This window comes from Streptomyces sp. NBC_00440, from assembly GCF_036014215.1.
Classification (GTDB): Bacteria; Actinomycetota; Actinomycetes; order Streptomycetales; family Streptomycetaceae; genus Streptomyces.
Map to the genome: position 1 here is coordinate 6,618,751 of NZ_CP107921.1, position 22,608 is coordinate 6,641,358.

Consider the following 22,608-nt stretch of genomic DNA (forward strand, 5'->3'; position numbering starts at 1 on the left):
CACCGGAGATGGCCCCCTGGATCACTGAACTCAAGGACGACGCAGACACCCTCACCCACTTCCAGCACACCGACCACGGAAGCGGCGATTGGAAGTTGACCGTGCCCAGCCTCGACGCACCCTTGACCGCCGCGGACTGCCGACTTCCACGACGGTCTCTCCGCCCCGTGCGGCACGTTCGAACGACAAGACGTAGCCGGCCACGGCTACACCGGCGTCTTCGGGTCAATCGCGCAAGCACCTGGGAGTGGCCGCGTCCGAGCTCCGTTCGCCCGCCTGGGGGACGCTCACAGCCGAGCTCGGCTGTGAGCGCGTCCGGCTGCAGTAAGCGTGCCGAGTGGCGGAGGCGTGACTTCCCGCGTGGAGCGAGGAAAGCCGCCCCTTGGCACACCTCAATGGTGGCAACGGCAAGCCTACGGTGACCCGGAATGCAGGGCAGGCCGTGCCGCTCGTTTGACGCTATGGGTCGCGAGATGTTGCCTACCGAGAGGGGAAACCATTTCAGACCTGCGGCTTTCGATGCCTCGTTCCCTGTGACGTGATTTCGATGACTCATCATGTGAAGAACGCTGTGCCGGAAGTCGTCGCTCCTGGCTCAAAGTCCCAGAGAAGTCCCAGAGACTTCGTCACGCCCCACCTAACCTCGCATTTATGCAGGTCAGGAGAGGTGTGACGGAACTACTTCTGCGGGCTTTCAGATGTCCCGGAAGATCTCGATCTGTGCGCCAACGGAGTTGAGGCGCTCCGCCAGCTCCTCGTATCCGCGGTTGATCACGTACACGTTGCGCAGCACCGACGTGCCCTCGGCCGCCATCATCGCCAGCAGCACCACCACCGCCGGGCGCAGCGCCGGCGGGCACATCATCTCCGCCGCGCGCCAGCGGGTCGGTCCTTCCACCAGTACCCGGTGCGGGTCCAGGAGTTGGAGTCGGCCGCCCAGCCGGTTGAGGTCCGTCAGATAGATCGCGCGGTTGTCGTAGACCCAGTCGTGGATCAGGGTCTGGCCCTGCGCGACCGCCGCGATGGCCGCGAAGAACGGCACGTTGTCGATGTTGAGCCCCGGGAAGGGCATCGGGTGGATCTTGTCGATCGGGGCTTCGAGCTTGGAGGGCCGTACGGTCAGGTCCACCAGCCGGGTCCGGCCGTTGTCGGCTGCGTACTCGGCGCTGCGGTCGTGGTCGAGGCCCATCTCCTCCAGGACCGCGAGCTCGATCTCCATGAACTCCACGGGGACCCGGCGGATCGTCAGCTCCGACTCCGTCACGACGGCGGCGGCCAGCAGGCTCATCGCCTCGACCGGGTCCTCGGAGGGGGAGTAGTCGACATCCACGTCGATGTCCGGCACTCCGTGCACGGTCAGCGTCGTCGTTCCCACGCCGTCCACCCGTACGCCCAGCGCCTCCAGGAAGAAACACAGGTCCTGGACCATGTAGTTGGAGGACGCGTTGCGGATGACGGTCACGCCGTCGCTGCGCGCGGCCGCGAGCAGCGCGTTCTCGGTGACGGTGTCGCCGCGCTCGGTCAGCACGATCGGGCGGTCGGGAGTGGCGCCCCGCTCCACCTGCGCGTGGTAGAGCCCCTCCGTCGCCGTGATCTCAAGACCGAAGCGGCGCAGCGCGATCATGTGCGGCTCGATGGTGCGGGTGCCCAGGTCGCAGCCGCCCGCGTACGGCAGCTTGAAGTTGTCCAGGCGGTGCAGCAGCGGGCCGAGGAACATGATGATCGAGCGGGTGCGGCGGGCGGCCGACGCGTCGATGGCGGCCATGTCCACCTCGGCGCCCGGGGCGATCTCCAGGTCCTTGCCGTCGTTGATCCAACGGGTGCGTACACCGATGGAGTTGAGCACCTCCAGCAGGCGGTACACCTCCTCGATGCGGGCGACTCTGCGCAGCACCGTCCGCCCCTTGTTGAGCAACGAGGCGCAAAGCAGCGCCACGCAGGCGTTCTTGCTCGTCTTGACGTCGATCGCGCCGGAGAGCCGGCGTCCGCCGACCACCCGCAGATGCATCGGCCCGGCGTAGCCCAGCGAAACGATCTCGCTGTCGAGAGCCTCGCCGATCCGGGCGATCATCTCAAGGCTGATGTTCTGGTTTCCGCGCTCGATGCGGTTCACGGCGCTCTGGCTTGTGGCGAGCGCATCGGCCAGCTGAGTCTGTGTCCAGCCCCGGTGCTGACGGGCGTCACGGATGAGCTTGCCGATGCGTACGAGGTAGTCATCTGCCATACGGCAGACGTTATCTCACATATGAGATGCCGACTCGTCGGGGTGGGCCATTGGAGTGACGGGTGTGGCGACGGCCCGGACGCGGACGCCTTCCGCGACGCGACGCCCCGGCTGCCGACCGGGCCCGCCACGCATCCGGCTGGGCGCCCCGGGGTCGGAGGTATGGCGGGCGGGCGGGCGCGTCGTCTGTGAGTCGCATGTGAGGCGGAGGCGGCCCGGCTGGTTTGTCCACTTCTGGGCGGAGCGGGGGTGCCGGGAGGTTGGTGCTGCTCAGGCGGAGCTGGTGGTGCCGGTCGGCGGAGCCTGCTGGTAGAGCGCTACCAACACACCGTGCACGGGCTGGTCCTCGATATCTTCCTCGGCCCCGTCGACCAGTTCGGCGAGGGCCTCGCCGAGCTCTCGTGCCTTCGCGGGGCTGAGGCGCAGGTGGCGCAGTGCCAGGTGGGTCTCGGCGGGCGAGCGGTCCAGTTCCTGGGCGACCGCGGCGAGCATCGCGGCGGTGCCTGCCGCCCGGGGTTCGGCGACGACCATGTGGCGGGCCGTGCGCTGGTAGTACTGCTCGGTGCCGCCGCGGACCTGGCGGGTCTCGGCGATGTGGACCAGCCCGGCTTCGCGGAGCACTTTGAGGTGGTGGGCCACATTGCCCTTCTTCGCGTCGAGTTGCACCGCAAGCTGGCTGATGGTGGCAGGCCGGTGGCCCAGGGCGAAGAGCAGCCGCTGACGCAACGGGTGGGCGAGCGCCGCGAACTGCTCGGGCGCACCGATCTCCTGGACGTCCTCAGGAGGTGGCGGATAGGGAGGCTGGTCGGGCATACCGAAAGTGTCTAACTCTCTTGACGCTTTCGCAAGGGCGGTGCTCTACTCCCAGCCATGACGACGCTTACGCAGTTTCGGCCAGCACCTGTCATCGACGAGACGGCCCGGCTCCTGATCGAGCACTACGTTTTCCCGGAGACAGCCGAGCAGCTTGCGGGCCTGCTGCGACGGCGCCTCGCCGAGGGCGCCTATGACGTCGACGGCGCCGAAGAGCTCGGTCGGCTTGTCACCGCGGACCTGCAGTCCGTCAACGGCGACCGACACCTGAGGCTGAAGTACCACGCTGACCGGGTGCCTCCGGAGCAGGGGGCGGCCACCCTGGCCTCCATGCGCCGGGACTTCGACACCTCGCTGGGCGGCGCGCCCCGGGTGGAGTTGCTCGACGGCGGGGTCGCCGTGGTGGAGCTGGCGCCGATGCTGTTTCCGCTGGAGTGGGCCGCTGAACCGCTGAGCGCCGCGCTCACCCTGGCGTCCCGCGCCCAGGCGCTGATCGTGGACCTTCGTGCCAACCGGGGCGGCGACCCGGACACGGTCGCCTTCGTCTGCAGTTACCTGTTGGACGAGCGCACTCACCTCAACACCATGTACTGGCGCGGCGGTGAGCGCAGCGAGCAGTCCTGGAGCCTGCCGCACGTACCCGGCGCCTGCTTCGGTGGCAGCAAACCGCTGTATGTGCTCTCCAGCGACAGCACCTTCTCTGCCGCTGAAGAGCTGGCGTACGACCTCCAGCAGCTCGGCCGCGCCGTTGTCGTCGGCGAGCGCACCCGCGGTGGCGCACATCCGTGCCAGGGCTGGACCGTGCACCCGCGCCTGGAAGCCACCGTCCCCGTGGGTCGCGCGATCAATCCCGTCTCCGGCACGAACTGGGAGGGCGCCGGTGTGCAACCGGACATCCTTTGCGCTGCCGCCGACTCCCTCGACCGTGCGCACGCGCTGGCCCTCGCCCGGCTGACAGAAACAGCTGGTTCGCAGTCGAACGCCTCGATGGCATGACAAAGGACAGGGGCGGCCGGGCGGCTGTCCCTTCGCACGCAATCGAGCCGTCATCTCAACGACCCAGCCATTCGGGCTTCCATCCCGGCGAACCTGGTCGCGCGGCTCAGTGCACTGGGGGGTATCAGTGCGGATGCGGCGGCGTCGGCGAGCCTCCACCGCTTCCCGGAGACTCAGAACGACACGGTGAGGGCGATGACGACGATGTTGGCGATGAGGTACAAGCCCGTCGAGATGGCGAAGGTGCGGTTGTTGAAGCGCCGCGCCGCCGGTTCGGCCATGGGATCGGTCAACAGCTTCATGACGTAGGTGGTGTTGGCGACGCCGACCAGTACGTAGATCAGGCTCATGAAGTGGATCTCTTCGACCAGCGTCACGTTCAGGAAGGTGCCCAGCGCCTCGTCGACCGCCCGCAGGTTGAGCATGATCGTGAAGAGCGCGGTACCGAGAATCCCGAGCCGTGCGACCATGGCGACCTCGTTGTCCTTCGACCAGATCAGAAACGAGACCAGGGCGACCAGGAGAGCCACATAGACCGGCAGGATCTGCTTGCCGAAACTCGTGATGTCCACTCGGGTGAGCTGGAAGTCGATCACCAGCTGGGAGTAGTGACTGCTGCCTCCTCGCTTGAGCCGGGGATCGCCGAAGCTCGTCCGGTAGGGCGCGTCACCGACACCGATCCGGAATCGCGTGATCTTGAAGTCGCCGGGATGGATCCTGGGGCTGTACGTGGAGTTCTTCACATCCGCCCGGTAGACGAACCGTGACTTGTCCAGTTTGTTTTCCTCAACCTGGATCCGGACGACCTGTTTGTCGAACGGGAAGTCCGTCAGGTTCAGGGTCTGCCGGAAGGTCCCGGCCACTTTGACCTGGGTCCAGTACTCGTTGTCCACCTTCTCGCTGGAAGGCGCGGTCAGCATGGTCTTCGTCGCGTTGGTGAATTCGAGACGCTGGAGAGCGTCAAGATCCTTGCGTGGGCATACGCTCCACAGCCACAGCTCCGCGTTCACGGTGCCCTGGACCGGATCCACCGCGTAGAGGTCGGTGACGTAAGCCCCGACGCTGCAACTGGGCACGGCCGCAGCGGCGGGCGTGGCGATGATCAGCGTGCTCAGCACCGCAGCGACCGCTGCGAGCAGGGCGGCCGCTCTCGACGGGAGCCCGGCCAGGAAGTCACGTCGGCCGTTCGCTGGCCCGCCGTACGAACGGGGCATACCTGCGAGCCTCCAAGGACGCCGGCGGGAGCAGCGGGAACTGCCTCGGGGGAGCGTTTCCACGCGGACCTTAACCCGGCGGCCGAGGCGAGATCGCGATCACAGCGGCCCAGCCCGCAGAGCGGCTCAGATGCACCCGTTCGGCCCATGCCCAGGGCCGCGGCGCGGCTGTCGACCATGCAGGCGGCATGCTCGTGATCGCCCGGGCGGTGACCCCTGTCATTGAGACAGGACAGTGGCCCCACATGACCTCCGAGCGGACGTGTACTAGAGTTATCTCGACATCGAGATATCTGCCGAGGCGCATCGCGGCCGTCACTCGGTAAGGGTTACCTAACTAATCCTCACTGTAGCGGATGGCCGAGCAGCCGCAGGCGGCACCACGCGGCGCCGGCGCTCATGAGGCGCGGCGCGGTAGAACGCGCACTTTGATGAAGGAGACTGTCGTGTCGGCGAACAGCTTCGACGCCCGCAGCACGCTGCGCGTGGGCGACGAGTCGTACGAGATCTTCAAGCTGGACAAGGTCGAGGGCTCCGCTCGCCTCCCTTACAGCCTGAAGGTCCTGCTGGAGAACCTGCTGCGTACCGAGGACGGCGCGAACATCACCGCCGACCACATCCGGGCGCTCGGCGGCTGGGACTCGCAGGCCCAGCCGAGCCAGGAGATCCAGTTCACGCCGGCCCGCGTGATCATGCAGGACTTCACCGGCGTGCCCTGCGTCGTCGACCTCGCCACCATGCGCGAGGCCGTGAAGGAGCTCGGCGGTGACGCGGCGCAGATCAACCCGCTCGCCCCGGCCGAGCTGGTCATCGACCACTCCGTCATCGCCGACAAGTTCGGTACGTCGGACTCCTTCGCGCAGAACGTCGAGCTGGAGTACGGCCGCAACAAGGAGCGCTACCAGTTCCTGCGCTGGGGCCAGACCGCGTTCGACGAGTTCAAGGTCGTCCCCCCGGGCACCGGCATCGTCCACCAGGTGAACATCGAGCACCTGGCCCGCACCGTCATGGTCCGCAACGGCCAGGCGTACCCCGACACCCTCGTCGGCACCGACTCGCACACCACCATGGTCAACGGCCTGGGCGTGCTGGGCTGGGGCGTCGGCGGTATCGAGGCCGAGGCCGCGATGCTCGGCCAGCCGGTCTCGATGCTCATCCCGCGCGTCGTCGGCTTCAAGCTGACCGGCGAGCTGAACGCCGGCACCACCGCCACCGACCTGGTCCTCACGATCACCGAGATGCTGCGCAAGCACGGCGTCGTCGGCAAGTTCGTCGAGTTCTACGGTGAGGGCGTCGCCGCGACCTCCCTCGCGAACCGCGCCACCATCGGCAACATGTCGCCGGAGTTCGGCTCCACCGCCGCGATCTTCCCGATCGACGCCGAGACGCTGAACTACCTGCGTCTGACCGGCCGTGACGAGAAGCAGGTCGCGCTCGTCGAGGCGTACTCCAAGGAGCAGGGCCTCTGGCTCGACCCGGCCGCCGAGCCCGACTTCTCCGAGAAGCTGGAGCTCGACCTCGCCACGGTCGTCCCCTCCATCGCCGGCCCGAAGCGCCCGCAGGACCGCATCGTCCTCGCCAACGCCAAGGCGCAGTTCGCCCAGGACGTCCGCAACTACGTCTCCGAGGACGAGGAGTCCGGCAAGGAGTCCTTCCCGGCCTCCGACGCCCCGGCCACCCACAACGGTGTGCCGAGCCGTCCGACCACCGTCACGGCCCCCGACGGTTCGACGTACGAGATCGACCACGGCGCCGTCACGGTCGCCGCGATCACCTCCTGCACCAACACCTCGAACCCGTACGTCATGGTCGCCGCCGCGCTCGTCGCGAAGAAGGCCGTGGAGAAGGGCCTGACCCGCAAGCCCTGGGTCAAGACCACCCTCGCCCCGGGTTCGAAGGTCGTCACCGACTACTTCGACAAGGCCGGGCTCACCCCGTACCTCGACAAGGTCGGCTTCAACCTCGTCGGCTACGGCTGCACCACCTGCATCGGCAACTCGGGCCCGCTGCCCGAGGAGGTCTCGAAGGCCGTCAACGACCACGACCTGGCCGTGACGTCGGTGCTCTCGGGCAACCGTAACTTCGAGGGACGCATCAACCCCGACGTCAAGATGAACTACCTGGCCTCCCCGCCGCTGGTCGTCGCGTACGCCATCGCGGGCTCCATGAAGGTGGACATCACCAAGGACTCGCTGGGCACCGACCAGGACGGCAAGCCGGTCTACCTCAAGGACATCTGGCCCACCGAGGCCGAGGTCAACGACGTGGTGGCGAACACCATCGGCGAGGACATGTTCAACAAGTCCTACCTGGACGTCTTCGCGGGTGACGCCCAGTGGCAGGCGCTGTCGATCCCGACCGGCAACACCTTCGAGTGGGACCCCGAGTCCACCTACGTCCGTAAGCCCCCGTACTTCGAGGGCATGACGATGGAGACCACCCCGGTCGAGGACATCACCGGCGCCCGGGTCCTCGCCAAGCTGGGCGACTCGGTCACCACCGACCACATCTCCCCGGCCAGCGCGATCAAGGCCGACACCCCGGCCGGCAAGTACCTCACGGAGCACGGCGTCGAGCGCCGCGACTTCAACTCCTACGGCTCGCGCCGCGGTAACCACGAGGTCATGATCCGCGGCACCTTCGCCAACATCCGCCTGCGCAACCAGATCGCGCCGGGCACCGAGGGCGGCTACACCCGCGACTTCACCCAGCCGGACGGACCGGTGTCGTTCATCTACGACGCCTCCCAGAACTACCAGGCCGCAGGCATCCCGCTGACCGTCCTGGCGGGCAAGGAGTACGGCTCCGGATCGTCCCGCGACTGGGCGGCCAAGGGCACCGCGCTGCTCGGCGTCAAGGCCGTCATCGCCGAGTCGTACGAGCGCATCCACCGCTCGAACCTCATCGGCATGGGCGTCCTGCCGCTCCAGTTCCCGGAGGGCAAGACCGCCGAGTCGCTCGGCCTGACCGGCCAGGAGACCTTCTCCTTCACCGGTGTGACCGAGCTGAACAACGGCACCACGCCCCGCACGGTCAAGGTCACCACCGACACAGGTGTCGAGTTCGACGCGGTCGTCCGCATCGACACCCCCGGTGAGGCGGACTACTACCGCAACGGCGGCATCATGCAGTACGTGCTGCGCAACCTGATCCGCAAGTAGGCGGACGGGCCGCGAGGCCGCGAAAGGGCCGTACCCCAGCCGGACATCACGGCGGGGTACGGCCCTTTCCCATGCGCCCCCGTACCCGCGGGTCAGCGGACGCCGAGCAGATGCTCCATGGCCAGCTGGTCGAGCGCCTCGAAGGCCATGGAGCGCTCCGCTGCCGCGCCGGTGTCGAACTCCTCGTACGCGGAGCGGTCCGCCAGCAGCCCCTTGACGCCGTCGGCGGCGGTGGGCACGGCCAGCTCGTCCAGGCGCGAGGCGGCCAGCGCCTCCTGGACGGCCGGGTCGGCACGGAACGCCAGCGCGCGCTCCTTGAGGATCAGGTAGTTGCGCATGCAGTTCTTCGCCGACTCCCAGACGCCGTCGAAGCCGTCGGTGCGGACCGGCTTGAAGTCGAAGTGGCGCGGTCCGGTGTAGCCGGCGCTCTCCAGGAGGTCGACGAGCCAGAACGCCTGGCGGAGGTCGCCCGCCCCGAAGCGCAGGTCCTGGTCGTACTTGATGCCGGACTGGCCGTTGAGGTCGATGTGGAAGAGCTTGCCCGCCCAGATCGCCTGGGCGATGGAGTGGGTGAAGTTCAGCCCGGCCATCTGCTCGTGGCCGACCTCCGGGTTCACCCCGTACATCTCCGGGCGCTCCAGCCGCTCGATGAAAGCGAGGGCGTGGCCGACGGTGGGCAGCAGGATGTCGCCGCGGGGCTCGTTCGGCTTGGGCTCGATGGCGAAGCGCAGGTCGTACCCCTGGTCCACGACGTACTCGCCGAGCAGGTCGAAGGCCTCCTTCATCCGGTCGAGCGCCACCCGTACGTCCTTGGCGGCCCCGGACTCGGCGCCCTCGCGGCCGCCCCAGGCCACATAGGTCCGCGCGCCCAGCTCCACCGCCAGATCGATGTTGCGGATGACCTTCCGCAGCGCGAAGCGGCGCACATCGCGGTCGTTGGACGTGAAGCCGCCGTCCTTGAAGACGGGGTGCGTGAACAGGTTCGTCGTGGCCATCGGGACCTTGAGACCGGTGCGGTCCAGCGCGTCCTTGAAGCGCGCGACGAGCGCCGAACGCTCGCTCTCCGACGCGCCGAACGGGATCAGGTCGTCGTCGTGGAAGGTCACACCGTGCGCGCCCAGTTCAGCCAGGCGCTCCACGGACTCGACGGGGTCCAGGGCGGGGCGGGTCGGGTCGCCGAAGGGGTCGTTGCCCTTCCAGCCGACGGTCCACAGACCGAAGGTGAACCTGTCTGCGGGCGTGGGGGTGAAGCGGTCCGGCATGTTCAGCCTCTTGTCGACGAGGGGTCGGGCGGGGTCGCGGACTGCCGCCCGATCGATTTGTTTGCCGACATTACTAATACGGCATCGCCGGGGATGTTTCCAGAGGTCGGCGGTGATCCGCACGGAACCCGGCCGTGGGTACGGGAGCGCACGGCCCGGGACCGGCGTGGCGGCCGGGCCCCGTACGCACCGAGGGGCGGGGCCAGGAAGTCCCGGCCCCGCCCCCGCAGTTCACTCCGTGCGGTCGATCACCCGCGGATCAGGAGAGCAGCTCCACCTCCGCCAGCGTCGCCGTCCCGGTGCTCACCAGGCGGTACTTCTGGTACGTGCCGGGGTGGGCCACGGAGAAGACCCGGGTCTGCTTGTCGTAGCCGAACGACTCACCCGAGCGCTGGTCCAGAGTGGTCCACTTCGTGCCGTCCGTGGAGCCCTCCAGCTTCCACCCGGTCGGGGCCTTGGCCTTGTCCGACGAGGTGAGGGTGTACTGCACGGTCCGCGTCGCCGACTTCACGGGGAGGTCGGCCGAGGTGAACGTGGCGTCCGTCTTCGACGTGTTGTCGAAGAGTGCACCGGAACCACTCGTCGCGTCCTCGCGCGGCGACGGCACCTTGTCGTCCTTGGCGATCGAGACCGGGGCCGCGTTCTTCCCGGTGCCCCACTTCGACGGCTGCGGGCCCATGGCGAAGTCCAGGGTGCCGCCGTGCTGCAGAACGTCATTGGGCAGCGCGGTGGAGTTCCAGGCCTTGCCGTTCACCTTGAGGCCCTGCACATAGATGTTCTTGGCGCTGTTCTGCGGAGCCTTGACCACCAGGTCCTTGCCGTTGTCCAGGTGCACGGTGGCCTTGGTGAACTGCGGTGAGCCGACGGCGAATTCGCCGCTGCCCATCACCAGGGGGTAGAAGCCGAGCGAGGAGAAGATGTACCAGGCCGACTGCTCGCCGTTGTCCTCGTCGCCGTGGTAGCCCTGCCCGATGTCACTGCCGGTGTACAGCCGGCCGAGCACCTCGCGGATCTTCTCCTGCGCCTTCCAGGGCTGACCCGCCGCGTCGTACATATAGGTGACGTGGTGCGCCACCTGGTTGCTGTGCCCGTACTGGCCCATCCGTACGTCGCGCGCCTCGGTCATCTCGTGGATGACACCGCCGTACGAGCCGGTGTACTCGGGGCCCGCCGTCTCCGGCGTCGAGAAGTAGGTGTCCAGCTTCTTCGCCAGACCCGCCTGGCCGCCGTAGAGGTTGGCCAGACCGCGCGAGTCCTGCGGAGCGGTGAAGGCATACCCCCAGCCGTCGGTCTCGGTGTAGTCGTAGCCCCAGACCCTCGGGTCGTACTTGTCGGCCGGGAGCCGCCAGCTGCCGTCCGGGGTACGGCCCTGGAAGAAGCCGACCTCGGGGTCGAAGAGCTTGACGTAGTTCTGCGCCCGGTTGAGGAAGTACTCCGACTCCTCCTTGTAGTGGGTCTCGTGGGTCTTCTTGTAGAGCGCCTTGCCCATCTGCGCGATGCCGTAGTCGTTGACGTAGCCCTCCATCGACCACGACATGCCCTCGTTGGTCGCGGTGGAGGCGTAGCCCGTGAAGGGCGAGGTGTCCATGCCCTTGCGTCCGACGCCCGAGCTGGGCGGGACGACCGTGGCGTTCTTCAGGGCCGCCTCGTACGCCGCCTTCGCGTCGAACTTCACGCCCTTGACATAGGCGTCGGCGAACGCCACGTCCGAACTGGTGCCGGTCATCAGGTCGGAGTAGCCGGGGGAGGACCAGCGGGAGATCCAGCCGCCGTCCTTGTACTGCTGGACGAAGCCGTCGACCAGCTTTCCCGCCTTCTTCGGGGTGAGGAAGGAGTACGCCGGCCAGGTCGTCCGGTAGGTGTCCCAGAAGCCGTTGTTGACGTACACCGACCCCTTCACGACCTTGGCGCCCGTGTGCGTCGGGGTGTTGTCACCGGCCTTGGCCGAGAAGGGGCTCGCGTACTCCGTCTTCGAACCGACCTTCTCCGAGCCCGAGTTCGGGTAGAGATACAGCCGGTACATGGACGAGTAGAGCGAGGTCAGCTGGTCGTGCGTGGCTCCCTGCACCTCGATCTTGCCGAGGATCCTGTCCCACTGGGAGCGGGCCTTCGCCTCGGTCCCGGCGAAGGTGGACGACGCGGGGAGCTCCTGGGCGAGGTTGGACTTCGCCTGGTCCACGCCGATGAGCGAGGTGGCGATGCGCAGGGTGACCGTGCGGTTCTTGCCCGGCTTGAAGCGCATGTAGCCGGTGACGTTGTCGCCGCCCCCGCCGGTGAGCTTGGAGCTCGCGGTGACCGGGGTGTCGACCACGCCGTAGACGAACATCCGGGTGGCCCCGGTGGAGCCGCCGCTCTTGACGTCCGAGTAGCCGCTGAAGGTGCCGGTCTTCGGGTCCAGCGTGAGGCCGCCGTCGTTGGAGATGTTGTCGAAGATCATGCTGGCGTTGTCACCGGGGTAGGTGAACCGCATCATCGCCGCGTGGTCGGTCGGCGTCATCTCGGCCTTGAGGCCGTTCTCGAAGGTGACCCCGTAGTAGTCGGGCTTCGCGACCTCGTTCTCGTGCTTGAAGGGGAGGGCGCGCTTGGTCCGGGAGGCGTCGGGGGTGCCGGAGTCCACCGACGGCATCACCTGGAAGGTCTGCCGGTCACCCATCCAGGGGCTCGGCTCATGGCTGGCGCTGAAGGCCTGGAGTGTGGGCAGATTGTCGGCGTTGTTGCCGTTCGCGTAGTTGTAGAGCCAGCTGGTGGAGCCTGCGTCGGTGACCGGCGTCCAGAAGTTGAAGCCGTTCGGGACGGCGGTCGCCGGGAAGTTGTTGCCGCGCGAGAAGGAGCCGCTCGAATTGGTGCCCCGGGTGGTCAGGGCGTAGTCGGAGAGGTGCGCGGACGGCTTCTCCGCCTTCTTGGCCGCCAGCGAGATGTCGTCGATCCAGCCCCGGAACACCGCCGGGCCCTTGGGGGAGTCGTACGCCACCAGGATCCGGTCGACGGTCTTGCCGGCGGCGACCGTCCCGATGTCCGCCGAGACGGCGTTCCACTGGTTGACATACAGCCGCTTGGCGGCCCCCTGCCCCTGCGGCGTCAGCAGCCCGCCATTGGAGTCGGTGGCCTTCAGATCGCTCAGATAGGTGCCGTCCGTGAAGGCGAGGTCGACCGCCACATTGGTGGACGGGTAGTTCAGGTCGGTCTTGCCCATCTCGGGGAAGACCTTGTACGACAGCTCGGTGTTCCGGCTGATCCGGGTGTTGACGTCGAAGACCTTGTTGTACGAGTACGCGCGGCCCGTGCCCTTCTGCGTACCCTCGTACCGCAGCGACCTGGTGCCGGTGAACCCGGCGCCCGTCTTGGCGGTCGGCGACGAGGTGGGCCCGCTGTCCACCCGGGTCACCATGTCCGACGGCGGAGGCGTGCTCGTGTCGCCGTCAGAGAACTGGACGTCGGCGAGCTGCACCGCGTCGGTGGCTCCGTGGTTGGCGGTGATGTCGAGGCGGTAGTGCGCGTACGCGGTGTCCGCGCCCGCGATGTCGTACGACTTCGTCTGGAACCGCTTGTCGAAGTCCTGGCCCTGCTGGGTGCTGAGGGTCTTCCAGTCCTTGCCGTCGGTGGAGCCCTGGAGGGTCCAGTCCTTCGGGTCGCGCTCGTCGTGGTCGTTGGCGGACGTCAGCGCGTACGTCTTGAGCTTGACCGCCTCGTCGAGATCGAACTCCACCCATGCCGTGGGGTGGAATGCAAGCCATTTGGTGTCCGGGTTGATGTCGATGAGGCTGCCCTTGCCCTCACCGCTTCCGGCGTTCTCGTCACTGGCCCGCACGGTGACGACATGGTCCGTGACATTGCCGGGTATTCCCGCATTGATGGTGCCATCGATACCGGAGGACCTTTTATGGCCGTCCTGGTCCACTTCAACGGTATTGCGCCAGTCCGGCTGCGGCTGGTCCGCTTCGAACGAGGAGCTGAACCCCTTGTCCCCTACATGGGGTTGGGCGGGCTGGGCGACGGCCGCGCCCTGCCCCGCCACGACGAGCACAAAAGCGGCCGCCACCAGGGCGGCGGCCGGGCCGGCCCTGTGCCGAGGTCTGGTCTGCATGAGGGTCTTTCCTCTCACCTGAACGTTATGGACAACGTTGTCATTCTGCTGCGCAAAGTCCAGTAGGAAGGTAAGTGACAGCTGAGTCAAGGGTGTTGACGGCGCGCGGCAGGAAGAATTGGACGCGCTCTCAGGAGTGGGTGTCACTCCGTGGGCGGAGTGCACCAGATGTCTGTGAGGTCTCAACTCGGGAAAGACTGACGTTCAAACCTGCATTCGATCTTGCCCAGTCGAAGGGAAGTGGACTATACCTGTCGACGTCCGCCTAGCCGTGTCTTTGGCGGCGGACCAGGGGGGCGGGGATCGGGGCGGGGGCTTCACGGCACCCCGGCCGTATTCCCAAGCTTTCCCTCCTGCAGCCAGTGCAACCCCAGCGTCAACTGACCGCGGTGGCGGGGCCCTTCGCCTGAGGCGAATTCTCAACGGGCGACCGGTACACCGCCTGAGTCCTGTAGAAGGCGAGGACTTGAGCATGGGATCCACCTCCGCCCGCACCAATGAGGGCCTCGGCCGTCGTGATCTGATCAAGCGGTCTGCCGCTCTCGGCCTGATCACCGTTCCGACGATGAGTTTCCTCTCTGCCTGCGCGAGCAGTGACAGCAGCGGCGACAAGCAGGTCAAAAAGGGCAAGACGACCGCCAGTAACCCGCTGGGTGTGAACGAGACCGCCCCGCTCGACATGGTCGTCTTCGACGGTGGCTTCGGCACCGACTACGCCAAGGCCGCCAACGCGCTGTACTCGAAGGCGCACCCGAAGTCGAAGGTGAACTTCTCGGCCACGCAGAAGATCCAGTCGGAGCTGCAGCCGCGCTTCAACGGCGGCACCCCGCCGGACCTGATCGACAACTCGGGCGCCGAGCAGATGGACATGGGTGTCCTGGTCGGCAAGAAGCAGCTGACCGACCTCACGCCGCTGCTGGACGCGCCGTCCGTCGACGACCCGGCCAAGAAGGTCAGGGACACCCTGCGCGCGGGCATCGTGGAGATGGGCCAGTACGAGGGCCAGGCCTGCTACATCATGAACTACGCGTACACCGTCTACGGCGTGTGGTACTCGCAGACCAACCTGGACAAGCTCGGCGTCGAGTACCCGAAGACCTGGGACGACATGCTCTCCGTCTGTGCCAAGGCGAAGAAGAAGGGCATCGCCGGCTGGACGTACGCGGGCAAGTACCCGTACTACCTGCCGTTCTCGCTCTTCCCCTTCATCGGCAAGATCGGCGGCCGCAAGGTCCTCGACGACATCGACGACCTGGCGCCCAACGCCTGGAAGCACCCCGCGGTCAAGGCCGGGTTCGAGGCCTACTACGAGCTCTTCAAGAAGGGCTACATCCTCAAGGGCACGCCCGGCATCGACCACATCCAGTCCCAGACGGCCTGGACCGCGGGCAAGGCGCTCTTCATCCCCAACGGCTCCTGGGTGGAGAACGAGTCGGCGAAGACCACGCCCAAGGACTTCGAGATGCGGGTCGGCGCGCCGTCCAGCCTGGACTCCTCCGACAAGATGCCGTTCGGCACCCTCTGGGCCGGTGGCGGTGAGCCCTTCATCGTGCCGAAGAACGCCAAGAACCCCGAGGCGGGCATGGACCAGCTGCGCATCATGCTCAGCGAGGCCTCCTCCAAGACCTTCACGTCCAAGGTGAAGTCGCTGTCCGCCTTCAACGGCGGCACCGACGGTCTGACGCTGACGCCGGGCCTCAAGTCGGCCCTCGGCGCTCTGAAGGCTGCGGGCGACAACGTCCTCAACCCGCGCCTCCAGGACTGGTACGTGAAGCTCCAGAAGGAGCAGATCGGTGTCTCCGTACTCGGCGAGATGATGGCCGGCCGTATGACCCCGGCCGAGGCCATCAAGAAGTGTCAGCAGTACACGGACGCGGCGGCCAAGGACACGTCGATCACCCACTACAAGCACCAGTGAGCACGCGTCACCAGCGGCGGCACCCGCCGGAAGATCGGGGTCGGTAACCATGCAACAAGGTAAGTACCGGTTCATTGTGGGATTCTTGGTAGTCCCACTGGCGTTGTACGCAGTCTTCGTCATATGGCCGTTCATTCAGTCGATCTATTACTCGTTCACCGACTGGACCGGCTTGAGCCCGGACTTCAAGATGGTCGGCTTCGACAACTACAGCCGGATGCTCCACGACTCCACATTCTGGAAGTCCCTGGAACACAGCGTCCTTTTCGTGCTGTTGCTGCCGCTGGTGACGCTCGGCCTCGCGCTGTTCTTCGCCTTCATGCTGAATGTCGGCGGCCGCCGCCGTAAGGGCGCGGCCATCGCGGGCGTACGCGGCTCGGGGTTCTACAAGATCGCGTACTTCTTCCCGCAGGTGCTGTCGATCGCGATCGTCGCCCTGCTCTTCAGGTTCATCTACAACCCCGACGGGGGCATCCTCAACGGGGCCCTGAGCGCGGTCCATCTCGACAGCATCCAGCCGGACTGGCTCGGTGACCCGAAGCTGGCCCTCTGGTGCATCTTCGCGGTCCTGGTCTGGTCCCAGGTCGGCTTCTTCGTGGTGCTCTTCTCCGCCGGTATGGCGTCCATCCCGAAGGACTTCTACGAAGCGGCGCTGCTGGACGGCGCCAGCCGGGTCACGACCTTCTTCCGGATCACCCTTCCGCTGCTCTGGGACACCGTGCAGTCGGGCTGGGTGTACATGGGCATCCTGTCCCTCGGCGCCGAGGCGTTCGCCGCGGTGAACATCATGAGTGTGGGCCCGGGCGGGCCCGCCCAATCGACCACCGTGCTGCCGCTGTTCGTCTACCAGACGGCGTTCCGCGACGGGCAGGCCGGATACGCGACAACGATCGGTGTCGCCCTCCTCGTACTCACCATGGTGTTCGCCGCCATCGTGATGCGACTGGGCCGGCGCGAGCGGCTGGAGTTCTGAGATGACCACTGACACCCCTCCGGCCGAGCTCACCAAGGACCGCGAGCCCGCGCCGCCGGCCAAGCCCACCGCGCCCCCGGCGAAGAAGAGCGAGGGCGGCACCCTCAACGTCTTCTCGCACGGCGTGCTCATCATCTGGGCGGTCCTGGTCGTGGTGCCGCTGCTGTGGGCGGTGATGTCCTCGTTCAAGAACGACCACGACATCCTCGCCAAGCCGTGGAAGCTGCCCGACCGGCTGCATTTCGAGAACTGGTCCCGTGCCTGGGGCCAGGCGCACATGGGTCAGTACTTCGGGCACACCATCGTGGTCGTCGGCGGTTCGCTGATCGGCACGCTGCTGCTCGGCTCCATGGCGGCCTATGTGCTGGCGCGCTTCGACTTCCCGGGGAACCGGTTCATCTACTACCTGTTCGTCGGGGGGATGAGCTTCCCGATCATCCTGGCGCTGGTGCCGTTGTTCTTCGTCATGAACAACATGAGTCTGCTGAACACGACCCAGGGCCTGATCCTGGTCTACATCGCCTACTCACTGCCGTTCACCGTCTTCTTCCTCACCTCGTTCTTCCGGACCTTGCCGGGAGAAGTGGCCGAGGCCGCGACGCTCGACGGCGCCTCGCACACCCGGACCTTCTTCCAGGTGATGCTGCCGATGGCCAAGCCGGGCCTGATCAGCGTGGGCATCTTCAACTTCCTGGGCCAGTGGAACCAGTACCTGCTGCCCACGGTGCTGAACACCGACCCGAAGCAGCGGGTGCTGGCCCAGGGCCTGGTCGAACTGGCCACCAGCCAGGGCTACAAGGGCGACTACTCCGGCCTCTTCGCCGGTCTGGTGATGGCGATGCTGCCGGTCCTCGCGGCGTACATCATCTTCCAGCGGCAGGTCGTGGCGGGGCTGACCGCGGGAGCACTGAAGTAGAACTTCCTCTTCCGTTCGCCCCCCCGGGTCTCCAGCCCGGGTCCCAGCCCGGATCTTCACGCCGGATCTGTGCTCCGAACCGTCCGACGGCATCCGCTGTCGGGCGGTTCGTCCGTTTCACCCCGGGTGTCGCCCGCTCATCCGTGTCGGCCCTTGCTCAAGGTCTTGCTCAAGGTCTTGACGGGAGAGAGGGCCAAAGGGTCAGCTGAGGGTTCACATGTTGGAGATAGGGCGGGGCTCAATACACGCGCCCCGCGCGGGGGCGGCCGTCGTGCCGTCCGCCAGTGGCAGGAGTGGATGAGTCGATGGAGACTCCGGGGTCGCAGACATCTCTGCACCGGGCCAACCTTGAGCGGGTCGTACGCGCGGTGCGTATGGCGGGCTCGCTCACTCAGGCGGAGATCGCCCGCAGCACGGGGCTCTCGGCAGCCACGGTCTCCAATATCGTCCGCGAGCTGAAAGAGGGCGGCACGGTCGAGGTCACCCCGACATCGGCCGGCGGCCGCCGCGCCCGCAGCGTCTCGCTGAGCGGGTCCGCGGGCATCGTGATCGGGGTCGACTTCGGGCATACGCATCTGCGGGTGGCCGTGGGCAACCTCGCCCACCAGGTGCTCGCCGAGGAGTCCGAGCCGCTGGATGTGGACGCCTCGGCCGCCGAAGGCTTCGGCCGGGCCGAGGAGCTGGTCAACCGGCTGATCGAGGCCACCGGCATCGGCGCCGACAAGGTCGTCGGTGTGGGGCTCGGGGTGCCGGGGCCGATCGACGTCGAGTCGGGCACCCTCGGCTCCACGTCGATCCTGCCGGGGTGGTCCGGGATCAACCCGAGCGACGAGCTGGCGTCCAGGCTCGGAGTGCCGGTGTACGTCGACAACGACGCCAACCTGGGCGCGCTCGGCGAACTGGTCTGGGGGAGCGGGCGCGGGGTCAGGGACCTCGCCTACATCAAGGTCGCCAGCGGGGTGGGAGCCGGTCTGGTGATCGACGGGCAGATCTACCGGGGCCCCGGCGGCACGGCGGGCGAGATCGGGCACATCACGCTCGACGAGTCGGGCCCTGTCTGCCGCTGCGGCAACCGCGGGTGCCTGGAGACCTTCACGGCGGCCCGGTACGTCCTGCCCCTGCTGGAGTCCAGCCACGGCACCGGTCTGACCATCGAGCGGGTCGTCCAGCTCGCCCGCGGGGGCGATCCGGGCTGCCGCCGGGTGATCGCGGACGTCGGCCGGCACATCGGCAGCGGCGTTGCCAACCTCTGCAACCTCCTGAACCCCACCAGGGTGGTGCTCGGCGGGGATCTCGCCGAGGCCGGTGAGCTGGTGCTCAACCCCATCCGGGAGTCGGTCGGCAGGTACGCGATCCCCAGCGCGGCGCGGCAGCTGTCGGTGCTCCCCGGGGCGCTCGGCGGCCGGGCGGAAGTGCTGGGCGCGCTGGCGCTGGTCCTCAGTGAAATGGGCGATTCAAGTCTTTTGGACACGGCGCTGCCCACCGGCACTCCTGCCTTCACTTAGATAACGAATGACACCGTTGCCATCTCGTTAAGGATTTACTCCTTGACGCTGGCCTGGCAGCCGAGTTGACTCCAGGCACCTCGGCCGCAATGTCGCGGCCTCGTCAGGGAGGTTTCTGAAGTGAACACGCAGATGCGTCGTGCCGCCGTGGCCGTGGCCGTCACCGCTATGGCTGTCTCTCTCGCGGCCTGTGGCAGCGCCAAGGAGTCGGGCGGGAAGGACAAGGCGTCCTCGAACTCCGCCAAGAAGGGCGATGCCCTCAACATCGGTCTGCTCCTGCCGGAGAACCAGACCGCCCGGTACGAGAAGTTCGACAAGCCCCTGATCGAGAAGAAGGTCAAGGAGCTGACGCACGGCAAGGGCAAGATCACCTACGTCAACGCCAAGCAGCAGGCCGACACGCAGAGCCAGCAGATGGACACCATGGTCACCAACCAGGTGGACGCCATCATCGTGGACGCCGTCGACGCCAAGTCGATAGCCTCCTCGGTCAAGAAGGCCAAGGAGGCCGACATCCCCGTCGTCGCCTTCGACCGCCTCGCCGAGGGACCGATCGACTCGTACGTCTCCTTCGACAACCGGACCGTCGGCAAGACGCAGGGCACCGCGCTGCTGAAGGCGCTCGGCTCCAAGGCCAAGTCCGGCAAGATCGTCATGATGAACGGCTCCTCGACCGACCCGAACGCCGCCGACTACAAGAAGGGCGCTCACTCCGTCCTCGACGGCAAGGTGAACATCGGCAAGGAGTACGACACCAAGGAGTGGAAGCCGGAGAACGCCAACTCCAACATGGAGGGCGCGATCACCGCCATCGGCAAGAAGAACGTCATCGGCGTCCTCTCCGCCAACGACGGCATGGCGGGCGGCGTCATCACCGCCCTCAAGTCCGCCGGTGTCTCCCCGATCCCGCCGGTCACCGGTCAGGACGCCGAACTCGCCGGTGTGCAGCGCATCGTGGCCGGTACGCAGTACATGAGCGTCTACAAGCCGTACCTCCGTGAGGGCCCGGTCGCGGCCGAGATGGCAGTGGCGCTCGCCAAGGGCCAGAAGCTCGACTCGATCGTCAAGACCAAGGTCGACAGCTCCAGCGAGAAGAACATCCCCTCGGTGATCTTCCCGGTCTACTCACTGACCAAGGCGAACATCAAGGACACCGTCATCAAGGACGGCATCTACACGGTCGCCGACATCTGCACCCCGGCCTACAAGGCCGCGTGCGACAAGATCGGTCTGAAGTAATCCCCCTGCCCCGCAAGGGAATTACGCCTCACTGAAGCCCGTCCGGCGCCCCGCCCCCCAACCGTCCCGCTACCGGGGCCGGGCGTCGGACGGTACACCCCGGTCAAGGGGTCCTTTACGCCACCGCGCTCTCATGGCAGCGCGGTATCCCCGCCGGTCAGGCGGCGAAGGAGATGGTTCAAGTGTCCGCTACGCCCGTGCTGGCGTTGCGTGGGGTCTCCAAGCGATTCGGTGCCGTCCAGGCGCTCACCGATGTGGAGCTCGAAGCCTACGGCGGTGAAGTGCTCGCCCTGGTCGGCGACAACGGAGCCGGAAAGTCCACGCTGGTCAAGACGATCGCAGGCGTGCACCCCATCGATGACGGTGTCATCGAGTGGGAAGGCAAGGCAGTACAGATCAACAAGCCGCACGACGCGCAGAACCTGGGCATCGCGACCGTCTACCAGGACCTCTCGCTCTGCGACAACATCGATGTCGTCGGCAACCTCTACCTCGGCCGGGAGCTGCGCAAGCGCGGCATCCTCGACGAGGTCGAGATGGAGCGCCGCTCCCGCGAGCTGCTGACCACGCTCTCGATCCGCATCCCCAGCGTGCGCATCCCGATCGCCTCGCTCTCCGGCGGTCAGCGCCAGACCGTGGCCATCGCGCGGTCCATGCTCGGTGAGCCCCAGCTCGTCATCCTCGACGAGCCGACCGCGGCCCTCGGCGTGGAGCAGACCGCGCAGGTCCTCGACCTCGTCGAGCGGCTCCGTGAGCGCGGCCACGCGGTCCTGCTCATCAGCCACAACATGGCGGACGTCAAGGCCGTCGCCGACAAGGTCGCGGTGCTCAGGCTCGGCCGCAACAACGGTGTCTTCGACGTGAAGACCACCTCGCAGGAAGAGATCATCGCCGCCATCACCGGCGCCACGGACAACGCTGTGACCCGTCGTGCGTCGCGCGGTGTGGAGGTTCAGAAGTGAGTATCGACAAGACCTCCCCCGCGCCCGCCGCGGTGGACGCCCCGGCTCCGGCCGCCGACGCGGTGGCCGCCGTCGACCCCCGGCTGCTCGTCCGCGAGCAGGGCTTCGCCGGTTACCTGTCCGAGTTCCGGCGCAAGATACGCGCGGGTGAGCTCGGCTCCATCCCGGTGATCGTCGGCCTGATCGTCATCGCCGCGATCTTCCAGAGCGTGAACTCGCGCTTCCTCACCGCGGGCAACCTCACCGACATCTCGGTGACCATGGTCGGTACCGGCATGATCGCCGTCGGTATCGTCTTCGTCCTGCTGCTCGGCGAGATCGACCTCTCGGTCGGCTCGGTCTCCGGTGTCTCCGGTGCGGCCTTCGCCGTGCTGAACGTCACACACGGGATGAACCAGTGGCTGGCCCTGGTGCTCGCCATCCTCACCGGCACGGTCGCCGGCGCGATCCACGGCTTCTTCTTCGCCCGTATCGGCGTTCCCGCGTTCGCGGTGACCCTGGCCGGTCTGCTGTTCTGGAACGGCTTCATGCTCCAGATCCTGGGCGACAACGGCACGATCAACCTGCCCGACGACGGGCCCATCGCGAACATGACGGGCTACTTCTTCTCCGACGTGGCGGTGGCCTACGCCGTCGCCGTGGTCGGTGTGGTGATCTTCTTCCTCACCTCGTTCCTCGACGCCCGGCGCCGTGAGGCCGCGGGCGTGCCGTCCCGGCCGCTCAGCGAGATCGTGCTGCGGACCGCCGTGCTTGCGGTCGTCGGCCTCGCCGTCGCCTACATGTACAACCAGTACAAGGGCCTGCCGCTCGCCGTCCTGATCTTCCTGGTGGTACTGGTCGGCACGGACTTCGCCCTGCGCCGCACCACGTACGGCCGCAAGGTCTTCGCACTCGGTGGCAGCGTCGAGGCGTCCCGGCGGGCCGGTATCAACGTCACGATGATCCGGATCTCCGTCTTCGCCATCGCCGGTACGTTCGCCGCCGTCGGGGGTCTCTTCCTGGCCTCCAAGATCGCCACCGCCAACCAGGGCGCCGGCAGCGGTGACCTGCTGATGAACGCCATCGCGGCGGCCGTCATCGGCGGTACCAGCCTCTTCGGCGGCCGCGGCCGCACCTGGAACGCGCTGCTCGGCGTACTCGTGATCGTCTCGATCCAGTACGGCCTGTCGCTGCAGGGCATCGCCTCGCCCATCCAGTACATGATCACCGGTGGCGTCCTGCTCGCCACGGTCGTGATCGACGCCGTGACCCGCAAGACCCAGAAGTCCGCCGGCCGCGCCTGACCGCGCGGCGGACAACCCGCACATCGGACGCCCGGCCGGGACACTCCCGCGCCGGGCT

At 67.1% G+C, this 22,608-nt stretch carries 14 protein-coding genes; 9 read left to right on the top strand and 5 right to left on the bottom strand.

What is annotated here, in order from left to right; all coding sequences use genetic code 11:
* Positions 1–694: 694 nt before the first annotated feature.
* Positions 695–2,224, bottom strand: coding sequence for a helix-turn-helix domain-containing protein (locus OHB13_RS29525; protein ID WP_328379087.1), 1,530 nt, complete (start codon positions 2,222–2,224; stop codon positions 695–697).
* A 270-nt stretch (positions 2,225–2,494) separates the two neighbouring features.
* A complete protein-coding gene (locus tag OHB13_RS29530) occupies positions 2,495–3,037 on the bottom strand; it encodes an ArsR/SmtB family transcription factor (protein WP_328379088.1) in 543 nt (180 codons plus the stop codon).
* Positions 3,038–3,094: 57 nt separating this feature from the next.
* Here OHB13_RS29530 and OHB13_RS29535 point away from each other — a divergent pair, with 57 nt between their 5' ends.
* Complete coding sequence (locus OHB13_RS29535) at positions 3,095–4,033, top strand: S41 family peptidase (protein ID WP_328379089.1); 939 nt, start codon at positions 3,095–3,097, stop codon at positions 4,031–4,033.
* A 173-nt stretch (positions 4,034–4,206) separates the two neighbouring features.
* Here the strand turns inward: OHB13_RS29535 and OHB13_RS29540 are convergent, their stop codons facing one another.
* A complete protein-coding gene (locus OHB13_RS29540; protein ID WP_328379090.1) occupies positions 4,207–5,247 on the bottom strand; it encodes a hypothetical protein in 1,041 nt (346 codons plus the stop codon).
* Between the two features lie 446 nt (positions 5,248–5,693).
* Between OHB13_RS29540 and acnA the strand changes: the two genes are divergently transcribed.
* Positions 5,694–8,408, top strand: coding sequence for an aconitate hydratase AcnA (gene acnA, locus OHB13_RS29545; protein WP_323183627.1), 2,715 nt, complete (start codon positions 5,694–5,696; stop codon positions 8,406–8,408).
* A 92-nt stretch (positions 8,409–8,500) separates the two neighbouring features.
* Here acnA and xylA read toward each other — a convergent pair whose 3' ends face one another.
* Both xylA and OHB13_RS29555 read right to left on the bottom strand, forming a co-directional pair.
* Positions 8,501–9,670: a xylose isomerase gene (gene xylA / locus OHB13_RS29550; protein ID WP_328379091.1), complete on the bottom strand. Its 1,170-nt coding sequence runs from the start codon at positions 9,668–9,670 to the stop codon at positions 8,501–8,503.
* A gap of 259 nt (positions 9,671–9,929) precedes the next feature.
* Positions 9,930–13,754, bottom strand: coding sequence for a GH92 family glycosyl hydrolase (locus OHB13_RS29555; protein WP_328379092.1), 3,825 nt, complete (start codon positions 13,752–13,754; stop codon positions 9,930–9,932).
* Positions 13,755–14,226: 472 nt separating this feature from the next.
* On the opposite strand from OHB13_RS29555, the gene ngcE reads away from it, so the two are divergent.
* The 7 genes from ngcE (at position 14,227) to OHB13_RS29590 (ending at position 22,550) form a co-directional block, all read left to right on the top strand.
* Positions 14,227–15,672: an N-acetylglucosamine/diacetylchitobiose ABC transporter substrate-binding protein gene (gene ngcE / locus OHB13_RS29560; RefSeq protein WP_266851928.1), complete on the top strand. Its 1,446-nt coding sequence runs from the start codon at positions 14,227–14,229 to the stop codon at positions 15,670–15,672.
* A gap of 49 nt (positions 15,673–15,721) precedes the next feature.
* Positions 15,722–16,645 (top strand): carbohydrate ABC transporter permease, encoded by a 924-nt coding sequence (locus tag OHB13_RS29565; RefSeq protein ID WP_266851926.1) that lies wholly within the window; start codon positions 15,722–15,724, stop codon positions 16,643–16,645.
* A gap of 1 nt (position 16,646) precedes the next feature.
* Positions 16,647–17,561 (top strand): carbohydrate ABC transporter permease, encoded by a 915-nt coding sequence (locus OHB13_RS29570; RefSeq protein WP_266851924.1) that lies wholly within the window; start codon positions 16,647–16,649, stop codon positions 17,559–17,561.
* Between the two features lie 305 nt (positions 17,562–17,866).
* A complete protein-coding gene (locus OHB13_RS29575; protein WP_266851922.1) occupies positions 17,867–19,066 on the top strand; it encodes an ROK family transcriptional regulator in 1,200 nt (399 codons plus the stop codon).
* A 132-nt stretch (positions 19,067–19,198) separates the two neighbouring features.
* Positions 19,199–20,305, top strand: a complete 1,107-nt coding sequence (locus tag OHB13_RS29580; protein ID WP_328380418.1) for an ABC transporter substrate-binding protein — start codon at positions 19,199–19,201, stop codon at positions 20,303–20,305.
* A gap of 173 nt (positions 20,306–20,478) precedes the next feature.
* Positions 20,479–21,267 (top strand): ATP-binding cassette domain-containing protein, encoded by a 789-nt coding sequence (locus OHB13_RS29585; RefSeq protein WP_266851920.1) that lies wholly within the window; start codon positions 20,479–20,481, stop codon positions 21,265–21,267.
* Positions 21,264–22,550, top strand: a complete 1,287-nt coding sequence (locus tag OHB13_RS29590; protein ID WP_266851918.1) for a sugar ABC transporter permease — start codon at positions 21,264–21,266, stop codon at positions 22,548–22,550. The genes OHB13_RS29585 and OHB13_RS29590 overlap by 4 nt, the downstream gene beginning before the upstream one ends.
* Positions 22,551–22,608: the final 58 nt, after the last annotated feature.